This is a genomic window from Mucilaginibacter sp., assembly GCF_025362475.1.
Lineage (GTDB): Bacteria > Bacteroidota > Bacteroidia > Sphingobacteriales > Sphingobacteriaceae > Mucilaginibacter.
Genome location: NZ_JANYGH010000016.1, coordinates 16,206 through 27,543 on the forward strand (window position 1 = coordinate 16,206; position 11,338 = coordinate 27,543).

The 11,338-nt window shown below is 45.1% G+C and carries 7 protein-coding genes; all 7 read left to right on the plus strand.

Annotated elements, in window-relative coordinates:
- Positions 1-315 precede the first annotated feature (315 nt).
- The 7 genes from Q0R88_RS05890 to soxC all read left to right on the plus strand — a co-directional run bounded on the left by Q0R88_RS05890 (position 316) and on the right by soxC (position 11,212).
- Positions 316-3,450, plus strand: a complete 3,135-nt coding sequence (locus Q0R88_RS05890; RefSeq protein ID WP_295713608.1) for a TonB-dependent receptor — start codon at positions 316-318, stop codon at positions 3,448-3,450.
- 14 nt (positions 3,451-3,464) lie between these two features.
- Positions 3,465-4,820 (plus strand): RagB/SusD family nutrient uptake outer membrane protein, encoded by a 1,356-nt coding sequence (locus Q0R88_RS05895; RefSeq protein ID WP_295713610.1) that lies wholly within the window; start codon positions 3,465-3,467, stop codon positions 4,818-4,820.
- Between the two features lie 132 nt (positions 4,821-4,952).
- Entirely contained in the window at positions 4,953-6,314 is a 1,362-nt protein-coding gene (locus Q0R88_RS05900) for a DoxX family protein (protein WP_295713612.1), read from the plus strand.
- Positions 6,315-6,341: 27 nt separating this feature from the next.
- A complete protein-coding gene (locus Q0R88_RS05905) occupies positions 6,342-7,955 on the plus strand; it encodes a hypothetical protein (protein WP_295713613.1) in 1,614 nt (537 codons plus the stop codon).
- A 117-nt stretch (positions 7,956-8,072) separates the two neighbouring features.
- Complete coding sequence (locus Q0R88_RS05910; RefSeq protein ID WP_295713616.1) at positions 8,073-9,329, plus strand: putative sulfate exporter family transporter; 1,257 nt, start codon at positions 8,073-8,075, stop codon at positions 9,327-9,329.
- A gap of 12 nt (positions 9,330-9,341) precedes the next feature.
- Complete coding sequence (locus Q0R88_RS05915; protein WP_295713619.1) at positions 9,342-9,959, plus strand: cytochrome c; 618 nt, start codon at positions 9,342-9,344, stop codon at positions 9,957-9,959.
- A gap of 8 nt (positions 9,960-9,967) precedes the next feature.
- A complete protein-coding gene (gene soxC / locus Q0R88_RS05920; RefSeq protein ID WP_295713622.1) occupies positions 9,968-11,212 on the plus strand; it encodes a sulfite dehydrogenase in 1,245 nt (414 codons plus the stop codon).
- Positions 11,213-11,338 lie beyond the last annotated feature (126 nt).

An 11,338-nucleotide genomic window follows, 5' to 3' on the forward strand; every position in this document is an offset into this window, starting at 1 on the left:
GTAATCTCAAAATGCAACCAACGAATGCCTGCTTCTCTAAAAGTACAGGCTTGTTGTTGTTATAAACAATAACTTCTAATTGATAAAATTGATGATGGCGGGTTTATATCTGCCCAGTATCGCTATGGGCTATACAGTTAAAAATTAAGGTGATAAACGCTTATGAAATAAAATATACTACTACTAAAAATTAAACCGGCAAGGAAGCCTTGCCGGTTCGGCAATGAAAGATCAGTTACGTAACGCCAATCACTCACTGATCTTCATTTAAGCTTAAGCAAAAGCATTAATCATTTACTTAAAACCTCGTTAAATATGGAAATATTTATCCGTAAAAAAAATATAACGTTTTTACCAAAATTCCTGTTCTTATTATTCCTTTCAATACCGTTCACGTTATCGGCGCAGCAGGAGCCACCGGCAACTATCAACTCAATTTTAAAAGGCCGGGTGTATGATGCAGCATCCAAAGATGTATTGCCCGGTGCATTAGTAACCATTAAAGGTACAACACACGCGGTGTCAACAAACGCCGAAGGTCGTTTTGATTTCATTACAGGTCAAAAATTTCCTTATACGCTTGTCATTCGTTTTATTGGCTTTGAGCAGCAGGAAATCGTGGTAAACGGCAGCCCCGTCGAAATTTATCTCAAACCTATTCCGCAACAGCTAAATGATGTGGTTGTGGTAGGATATGGTACCAAAACCCGCAAAGACCTCATCAGCTCGGTATCTACTATAAAAGCCGATGAAGTAAAACAGATCCCTGTTGCCAGTTTTGATGCGCAGCTGCAGGGTAAGGCGGCCGGGGTACAGATCAACTCAAATACCGGTGTTCCCGGCGATGGTATTTTTATACGTGTACGCGGCACCACATCCATTAATGCAAGTAACGATCCTTTGTATATTGTAGATGGTGTTTTTTTGAACAATACCAGCCTGCAAACTATTAGTACAGGAGGCCGGGCTACGTCGCCAATTGCAGATCTTAATCCCGATGACATTGAAAATATCGAAGTTTTAAAAGACGCCAGCGCAACAGCCATTTATGGTTCCCGCGGCGCCAATGGCGTCGTTATTGTTACAACCAAAAGGGGAAATTACAATTCCAGGCCTAAAATCAATTTTAACGTTTCGCAAGGTTTGGCATGGGAGCCCAAAGGAAAGCTCTGGAAGCTCACAACAGGCCCCCAACACGCCGAAATTGTAAACGAGTTTTACCGCAATTCAGAAGCAGACGCTATCGCGGCGGGCAATACGGCAGGTATCAATACTTATAAAAATGTGCCCTTTCGCGCATTGGGCGATAATCCCACCGGAACGCCTTTACCGAGGGGATTACCTTCAGATCAACAAACTTATGATCGTTTAGGCGAGATCTTCCGCACAGCCAATCTTGCTACCTATGATCTTTCTTTGGAGGGAGGCAGCAAGGATACCAAATATTATATAGGTGCCGGGTATACCAAACAAGAGGCCGATATTAAACCTATCGATTTTAGCCGCCTTGGTTTTAAAGTAAACCTGGACCAGCGCATAAGCGACCGCGTACAAGTGGGTACAAGCAACAGCATTTCCCGTTCGTACCGTAACCAGGCCCGGTCTGGCGATGGCCCGGCAGGTGGGTTACTGCAATCAGCCTTGCATACGCCAACATATCTGCCCGAGGTGAACGCCGATGGTACGCCGGCAAGGTATGCTGGTTTTGATAACCTGCAGGTATTGCTCAATAATTATAATGTACATACAGCCAGCCTTCGCTACATCGGTAATTTATATGCCGATATTGAAATACTGAAAGGCTTAAAATTCCGCACAAGCTGGAGCCTTGATTATAATAATTATAATGAAGCTGAATACTGGAATGATAAAACCCAATTAGGTGCTTCGCCAACCAATGGACTGGCCACATCAGCTATAACGCAAAGCAGCGCCTGGATCAATGAGCAAACCTTAACTTACCATCATTTATTCGGCGAAAAACATACGTTAGATGTAGTAGCCGGTAATACACTGCAAAGTAATATCGTACAGCTTACATCGGCGCAAGGATCAGGTTTCCCTAATAATGCTTATACCGATATTTCATCGGCTTCAACCCGCACCGCTAATCAAACGTGGACAAAGGGAAATCTTTCATCCTACTTTTCACGCATCTCTTACAACTACGCCAGTAAATACTATCTGGAGGTAAGTGCCAGGGCCGACGGATCATCTAAATTTGGGGTAAATAACAGGTGGGGTTACTTCCCATCTGTGGGTGCTTCATGGCGTGCTAAGGAAGAAAGCTTCTTAAAAGATGTTAATGCAATCAGCGACCTGAAGTTACGTGCCAGTTACGGCGTTACCGGCAACCAGGCCGGCATCAATAATTTCGCGGCCCAGGGTTTATGGACAGGTGGGGCAGGCTACCCGGATAACGTAACCGGTGGTGATAAAGCAGGAACCGCACCCCAGCAGTTAGCTAATCCTAACCTGAAATGGGAGCGTACTGCCCAGGCAAACGTTGGTTTTGATCTCGGTTTGTTAAACAACCGCCTCAATTTAGCTGTCGACCTGTACTCTAAACAAACCAGCAATTTGTTACTGCAATTGCCCGTGCCCGAGATTACCGGATACAATACCTATTACAGCAACGTTGGTAAAATAAGTAACAAGGGATACGAGGTTAGTATCAGCTCAACCAATATAAAAACCAAAGACCTGACATGGTCAAGCAGCTTCAATATATCGGGTAACGTTAATAAGATCACATCGCTACCGGTACCTATTAATCAATATAGCCGCGATTGGATCCGGATGCAACAAGGTTATTCTATGTTTTCCTTCTGGATGTACAAGCAAACGGGTGTTGATCCGCAAACTGGTAATGCCATATTTCAAGACGTAAATAAAGATGGTGTTATCAATACCGCCGACCGCCAGATTGTAGGTAACGCGTTGCCGAAGTTTTTTGGCGGACTGAGCAATACCATTACTTACAAGGGCTTTGATGCCAGTTTTTTATTCAGCTTTGAACAAGGCAACAAAGTGCTTAACCTCAATCGCTTTTTTGGCGAAGGCGGTGGTACCCGCGATGCCAACCGTGTAATTTTTGCCAGCCAACTTAACAGGTGGCAGAAACCCGGCGACATAACCGATGTACCGCGCCTTACCGCTTATGGCAACAACTACACGCTTGAGAAAAACAGCCGCTTTTTAGAGGATGGATCATTCATCAGGCTTAAATCATTAAGCATCGGTTATACACTACCGAAAGCGCTTACGCAAAAAATTGACATACAGGCATTGCGCTTTTACGTGGTGGGTACCAACCTGTTGCTTTTCACCAAATACACCGGTCCTGATCCGGAAACAAACGTAGGCGGTGGGCAGGATGTGCAAGGTATTGACCTTGGCACGCCACCACAACCGCGCACGGTTCAGTTAGGTGTAAACATTACTTTATAAGGAGGCCCTTGATCATGAAAATATTAAAAACTATAAAATATATAATACCTGTTTTAGCCCTTGTAGTGCTGGCTTCCTGCAAAAAATTCCTGGAGGTGCAGCCAAAGGATTCTGTATCTGATACGCAAACCATTTTTGACCGTGCCTCAGCCGAAACCGCTGTTCGCGGCATTTACCGGGCACTGTCTGCCGATAATTATTACGGTGTAAACTTTGTGTCAGTTGGTTATCTGTCAGGCGATAACGTGCAATGGACAGGTTCACAATCCATCGTACAGCAATTTATTGATCACAATGTAAAAGCAGATAACGCAACTGTGTCTGGTATCTGGCTGGCTATTTACGCTACCATAAACCGGGCCAATTATGTAATTGCCAAACTCCCCGGAGTTACCGATGGATCATTGACTGCGGCAGAAAAGAGCCAGCTTTTGGGTGAGGCCTATTTCATCAGGGCTTTATGCTACTTTGATCTTGCCCGTACCTGGGGCGGCGTGCAAATAGTTACAGCTCCAACACTATCCGCAACGGATAAAAATGGGATACAACGCAACACTGTTGAACAAACCTACGCGCAGGTATTGAGCGATCTGAACACCGCCGAACCTTTACTGCCATTACCAACAGCTCAAAACCCCGTAAGGGCCAATAAAGAAACAGTTTATGCTTTAAAGGCAAGGTATTACCTGTATCAAAAAGATTGGGCCAATGCCGAAAATTATGCCACACTGGTACTTGCGGATACTAAGAACTATGCATTACTAAAACCATACGGCTCCTGGTTTGCCAATAACGTGGTGGGTACAAGAGAATCTGTTTTTGAGCTTGCTTACAGTGCAACCTATACCAATGGGCACCGCGGGCAATGGCAGCCACCTGCAAACAGTGGTACACGCCAGTGGGCACCCAATAATACCTTTATCACTTTGGTTAATGATCCAACCATTGGTGGTAACCGCAGCGCGTTGGTGGCCAAAACATCTGCCGGTTTGTGGTATGGCAACCTGTACTATCGCAGCCCCGCTACCGACCCGGCTTACATTATCCGTATTGCCGAATTATACCTCATCCGCGCAGAGGCCCGTGCCCAGCAAAGTAAACTGGATGATGCCCGCACCGACCTGAATGCAGTGCGTGATAGGGCAGGTTTAATTGCCACCACGGCGGTTTCTAAGGATGATGTACTGTTAGCGATTGAAAATGAGCGTCGTATTGAGTTTGCTTTTGAAGGTCACCGCTGGTTTGACCTGGTACGCACCGGCAGGGCCGCTACCGTATTGGGAGTAGTCGATGCCAAAAAATATGTATTGCCCATCCCGGTAGATCAATTGAATGTTGACCCATCGCTTACGCAGAATCCCGGTTATTAATAGTTGAAATGAATTTTTAAAAGGACAAAAAAAGTCGGGTGACTGAGTGGCTAAGTTGAGGTCTGCAAAACCTTTTACGGCAGTTCGAATCTGCCCCCGGCGTCTTCTGAATCAATTAATCATAAAATTAAAATGAGCACTTTAACCACCAACCAAACCAAATGGAAGGAATACGAAAAGACCATTTTTCGTTTCTTCTTCATTTACTTTTTGCTGCAGGCGCTTCCGCTCGATTGGAAATACTTTGGCAACCTGTTTCGTATTCAATGGACAAACCTGCATTTCGGCGACATTTTTTACATTAGCCGTTACACTCCGCAATTTATATCAGGCGGCAGCACGCCCGGAACCTGGGGATTAGCTACCCTTGCCGATTGGGCATTGATTGCAGCTATAGCTTTAATTGGAACAGCTATATGGAGCATCCGCGATAAAAAGAGCGAAAACTATAACAACCTTTATTACTGGTTACGGGTAATATTGCGTTATCGCCTGGCCATTGGCATTATTGCTTATGGCTTTATCAAATTTTTCCCGCTGCAATCGCCACTGCCATCATTGAGTAACCTCAATACCGCTTATGGTGATTTTAACCGCTGGAAGCTGTTTTCATTAAGTCTTGGTATTGTACCAGGTTACGAGTCGTTTTTGGGTTTGGTGGAGATCGTGGTCGGCATACTATTGCTGTTCCGCAAAACAACCACATTTGGCGCGGTGATTATTTTGGTATTTACCGGCAATGTGTTCATCTCCAACCTGGCTTATGATGGCGGCGAGGGAATCTATGCGCTCTACCTCATCAGCATAGCATTGTTCCTGACAGTTTATGACGCGCAGCGTATTTATAACCTTGTAGCATTGCGTAAACCAACACCACCTAATGAATTAAAGCCTTCATTAAGTAAGCAATGGCAAACCCCACGGCTGGTATTAAAAAGTCTGTTTATCTTCTTTTTTATCATACTGTACGGGTACAAAACTTACGCTGCTTACCATCATGATATTTATCAATATCCGCAGGCAAAGGGCCTGGCAGGATTTGCCGGTTTGTATAATGTAAGCGATTTTAGGTTGAACAACAAACCGTTGCCTTATTCGCAAACTGATACTACCCGGTGGAACGATGTTGTTTTTGAAAAATGGGCAACCATCAGCATTGGCTCAGTTAAAAAATACAAAGTTGATATTGCCAGTACCGAAGAAATAAGCGTTAACGATCAACAGCGCAATTACGAAGTTAATGGCACCAGCGGCAGGGCTTATTACAGCTATGTGGCCGATACTGTTAAACAAGAGTTACGGCTCAAAAATAAGAACAGCAATTACGCCGCCGATCAGTTTACCCTGCATTACACTAAACCTGAAAACGGTAAGATTATCCTTACAGGTATCAGCCCTAAGCGAGATTCTGTATATGTACAGCTGGATAGGATCAACAAGAAATACCTTTTGCAGGAAGCAACACAGGGCAGAAACAAGGCACTTAAACTTTAATGGCGTTAATTCTCAAAAATATTAATCATGGCAACAACAGCAATTACCCAGGAACCCACTGACCTTAAAGATAGCTCAACGGATAAAAAAACGCTAACTGAACCCGCCGTAAATGGACAGCCGGGCAAGGCATGGACAACAGCTCAATTGGTGAGCTTTCGTATCGCGTTCATTTTCCTGATCATCATGTGTATCCCGGTAACAGGCGAATGGTGGAATAACTTAATCACCATCAACTGGTTTCACCTGCATTACCGCGACCTGTATGATATAGCCCGCTTTTCGCCCAGCATTTATAAGTTTCAAAATCCCGCTTATAATTTGTTAGGCTATATCGACTGGGTTGAGGCATTGGGCATAGGTATAATCGGCGGCCTCATCTGGACCGCTATTGACCGTAAAAAAACGGCATATCGCGACCTGTATTATTGGTTGCGCGTAATAGTACGCTACAGGGCGGGCATCGGTATAATTGGGTTCGGTTTTACAAAGCTGTTCCCGGTTCAAATGCCATACCCTTCATTGGGTGTACTCAACGCTCATTTCGGTGATCTTACTGCGCAAAAAATCTATTGGCTTTCTGTAGGTATTGTGCCCTGGTACCAGGTATTTGCCGGCGTAGTTGAACTTGCAGCAGGCACCATGCTATTTTTCCGCAAAACCACCACATTTGGCGCTGTATTGCTTTTAGGCGCCCTGGGCGATATTACTTATGTGAACTTTGCCTATGACGGTGGTGTGCATGTTTATGCCTCGTACTTTGTACTATTTGCGGGATTTTTAATATGGTACGATGCGGTGCCGGTTTATAATCTTTTAGTTAAAGAGCGCTTTACCGTACCGCCGGTGCTGATCCCGGTATTCACTAAAAAGTGGCTTAAAATAAGTCGCGTTGTTTTAAAAACGGCAACCATAGGTATTTTCCTGGTTTGGTTATTTTATTTGCAATATGTGAACTTTAAATATGATCCGTACAAGCAACCTGCTACCAGCGGTTTAAAACAATTGCGCGGTAACTATAATGTAAGCGAGTTTAAACTGAACGGACAGGACATCCCTTATTCGCCTTTAGATTCCGTTCGCTGGCAGGGGGTAACGTTTGAAAAATGGTCGTCGTTAACCTTTAACGTTCACAAACCATTAAGGCTCGACCTATCTAACGGCGGCGGTGCTCCCATGCGTGATGTTAACCGTACTTTTGAGTTAACCGGAGTAGCAGGGGGCAAAAGGGTTTTTTATTACGATGCAGATACCGTGAACAAGGTGCTTTACCTGCAGGATAAATTGCCCGAGTATACCAAAGGTAAAGGAAGGCGCGGCAACCGGGGCCGGGATAATAATGCCGGGGATAAAACAGCAAGATCGTTCATACCGGCCGAAGCGAAGGCTAATATCCGGAATGAGGTTACCGCCATAGATCCTGCAGCGCAATCAACGCGCCGCGAACGCGGTATACCCCAGGAACTGAAGGATAAACGCAAACGCGCCCACATGGTATTGAGTTATACTGCCGATGCCAGCGGATCGCACATTGTGCTAACCGGTAAGGACGATAAGAAAAATGATGTCTATATTGTACTGGAACGAGTTAATCGTCCTTATGCACTGGTAGATAGTAAATTAGTAGCAGGGAAATATTAACGAAACATTAGTTAGTCCATTTGGGCAATGAGCCCGTAAGGATGCAATCCATAGTCAAAACCAAATTATAATAAATAAATTTATAACTCAATTATCACACAGTAAAATTCTCAACTTATGTCAACCACCACCACTAAACTAACATTGCACGAAGACTGGGCAGTAGTTATTTTAGGCTCATTAATTATCATCCTGTCTTTGGCAGGCCTGCTTTTACCCATACCCACTTTTGCCTGGAAAGACAGCGCCGAACTAACCGGGAAGGTCCTCGGCTCGGCCAATTTAATTAAAGTACTTGTCCAGTTTGGCTTCGTCATTATTATTGGCGGTATCGGTGCCCTCATTACGGGCAAATCCATTAAAAACTATGCTTTAGGTTTCCCGCTGGTATATATAATTACCACTATAGCTTTAATACTGGCCGGCAGTAGCCAGGCCAAAGCTTTAAACCTCGAAGCCGTTATATTCAGTCTTGTTTTAGGTTTGCTGATCAGTAATTTTATCAAGCTGCCGGAGTGGCTTAAAACATCCCTGTCAACCGAGCTGTTTGTTAAAATAGGCCTGGTGCTGTTGGGTACCAGCGTCATATTCGGCGATATATTAAAGGCGGGTTCTTTGGGGTTGATACAGGCCCTGGCGGTGGTTACATCGGTATGGTATTTTGCTTTTTGGGTGTGCAAAAAACTCAAGGTGGATGACGAGATAGCCATGATGATATCCAGCGCGGTATCTATTTGCGGTGTATCGGCAGCTATTGCTACAGCGGGAGCCATCAAGGGCGACTCTAAAAAGCTATCTTATGTTATTTCGATGGTATTGATTACCGCTATCCCGATGATGATCTTTATGCCTATCATCGCCCATTATTTTCATTTTTCGCAGGAAGTTACCGGAGCGTGGCTTGGTGGTAGTATTGACACTACCGGGGCAGTGGTGGCCTCGGGTTCGCTGGTGGGCGAAGTAGCTTTAAAGATCAGCACCATTGTGAAATTTTCGCAGAATGTGTTGCTTGGCCTGGCTGCTTTTGCTATCTCCATTTACTGGACCTACACTAAACATCCCGCGGGAGAAGATAAAGCTACCAAACCAACGCTTAAAGTGATCTGGGAACGCTTTCCTAAATTTGTATTAGGTTTTATCGGTGCCTCACTGCTGTTCTCGTTCTTTCTTTCACCGGCTGCAGCGGCAACTGTAAAGGATAGTTTGAAAAATCTGCAGGGCTTATGGTTCGCACTGGCATTTACAAGTATAGGCCTCGAAACCAATTTTGCCGATCTGTTTAACGAAAATAGCAAAAAGCCACTTTACGCGTTCCTTATCGCCCAAACTTTTAATATTTTCATTACGCTGGGTATTGCATTCATATTGTTTTAATCAATGTAAACGATGAATGTAAAGCTTCATTTAAATAAAAAATATGTTGTTGTTATAACGGGTCTGATTATTATCGGGGTGATGACATCAGAAAAGCGAGGTTATTTTAGCCCTGGATATGGTGCAACAACCGATACCGGCAAATGGCCTAAGAGCTTCGGTTTTGGCAGTACAGCAAGTCCCCAGGATATCGTTAAACTGGATATCGATGTTCGTCCGGATGGTAAAGGGCTGCCGGCAGGGGCAGGTGATGCAGCCCAGGGAAAAGCTATTTATGTGGTGAAATGTGCGGCCTGTCATGGTGCTACGGGGCTGGAAACGCCGGGAATTAAGTTAATGGGCCCTGCTTTGGTGAGCGATACTGCAGCAGCCAGTAAACCCAAAACCATCGGCAATTACTGGCCTTATGCAACTACGTTGTTTGATTATATGCGGCGTACTATGCCTTATACGCAGCCTGGGTCACTGACCGATAATGAGGTTTATAGCCTAACCGCTTTTCTGCTGAGTGCCAATAAGATAATCAGGCCCGAAACTGTGCTGAACGCGCAAAATTTGTGGCAAATTGAGATGCCCGCCAAAAAGTTATTTATAGTTGATGATCGCAAAGGCGGTCCGGAAGTTAAATAAGCCCTTGAATGGAACAGTCAGAGAATAATTCTGCAGGAAAAATAATTGAAAAGAAGATCAGCCGCCGCACCTTATTGGGCGGCGCCATGGCGGCGGCTATTTTACCGGTTACATCCTCATTTGCAAAATATATACAGGTGGGTGTGCCGGCCATTGATGATCCAACTAAAAAATTGGGCATCCCGCCCGGTAAGCTGGGTAAGCGGTCGCCGTTCGAAAGTCCCGTGCGTAAGGCCTCTGATATCTCGTCCCGCAGCCCCCTGCAGGACTTTTATAGCACCATTACACCGTCTGATCTGCATTTCGAACGCCACCACGCAGGGATCCCAAATATCGCACCCGATAAATATGAACTGCTGATTCACGGCATGGTAGAGCGGCCTATGAAGTTCAGCCTGAATGATCTTAAACGCTTTCCGTCATTAACGCGCACTTGCTTTTTAGAATGCGCGGGCAACTTCCGTACGGGTAAAGAAGCTATGACTCCCCAGGATATTTTGGGACTTACCAGCCAGAGTGAATGGACAGGGGTGATGCTATCAACCTTGTTGAGGGAAGTAGGGGTGAACCCTAAAGCTACCTGGTTTTTGGCCGAAGGCGGAGATGCCTCTGTTATGACGCGGAGTATTCCGCTTAAAAAAGGTATAGATGATGCTTTTATCGCCTATGGCCAAAATGGTGAAGCAATCCGGCCCGAGCAAGGGTATCCTGCCCGCCTGCTGCTTCCCGGCTGGGAAGGCAATACCAATGTAAAGTGGTTACGGCGAATCGAGATTTCCGATCAGCCTTATTTTACCCGTGAAGAAACATCAAAATATACTTACCCGGTTAAGGGAAAGATCAGGATGTTTAGCTTTGAGATGGATGCACGGTCAATCATAACCTTTCCGTCATATCCCCAGAAAGTTGAACGGGGATGGATTGAAATCCGGGGTATAGCATGGACAGGCCGGGGTAAGATTGTTCAGGTTGATATTAGCACAGATGCCGGTAAAACATGGAATGCAGCCAGGCTGCAGGAACCCGTGCTGGATAAAGCGCATACCTATTTTCGTTATCTATGGCAGTGGAATGGTGATGAAACAGAGATTTTGAGCAGGGCTGTTGACGAAACCGGCTACGTGCAACCTACCATCAGCCAATTGGTGGCGGCCCGGGGCAATGATCTCGGCGGTTATCACATGAACCCTGTAACCTCCTGGCAAATTAAGCGGGATGGCAGTGTGCTGTTTAAGCCGGAGAATTATAAGTAAGATTTTAGCCATACCATCGAGGATAAAGTGCCAATTATTTTAAATTCAAAATAAGGTAATGCCGGAGCGCTCATCACACCGATGTTCGGGTATTGGTCGCGGAATAGTATTTGTTTCAATTTGTAA

Excerpts from the sequence above, each read along its gene's own strand:
- Q0R88_RS05895 (WP_295713610.1), top strand. The coding sequence starts at position 3,465 with ATGAAAATATTAAAAACTATAAAATATATAATACCTGTTTTAGCCCTT.
- Q0R88_RS05910 (WP_295713616.1), top strand. The coding sequence starts at position 8,073 with ATGTCAACCACCACCACTAAACTAACATTGCACGAAGACTGGGCAGTA.
- Q0R88_RS05905 (WP_295713613.1), top strand. The coding sequence starts at position 6,342 with ATGGCAACAACAGCAATTACCCAGGAACCCACTGACCTTAAAGATAGC.
- Q0R88_RS05890 (WP_295713608.1), top strand. The coding sequence starts at position 316 with ATGGAAATATTTATCCGTAAAAAAAATATAACGTTTTTACCAAAATTC.
- Q0R88_RS05900 (WP_295713612.1), top strand. The coding sequence starts at position 4,953 with ATGAGCACTTTAACCACCAACCAAACCAAATGGAAGGAATACGAAAAG.
- soxC (WP_295713622.1), top strand. The coding sequence starts at position 9,968 with ATGGAACAGTCAGAGAATAATTCTGCAGGAAAAATAATTGAAAAGAAG.
- Q0R88_RS05915 (WP_295713619.1), top strand. The coding sequence starts at position 9,342 with ATGAATGTAAAGCTTCATTTAAATAAAAAATATGTTGTTGTTATAACG.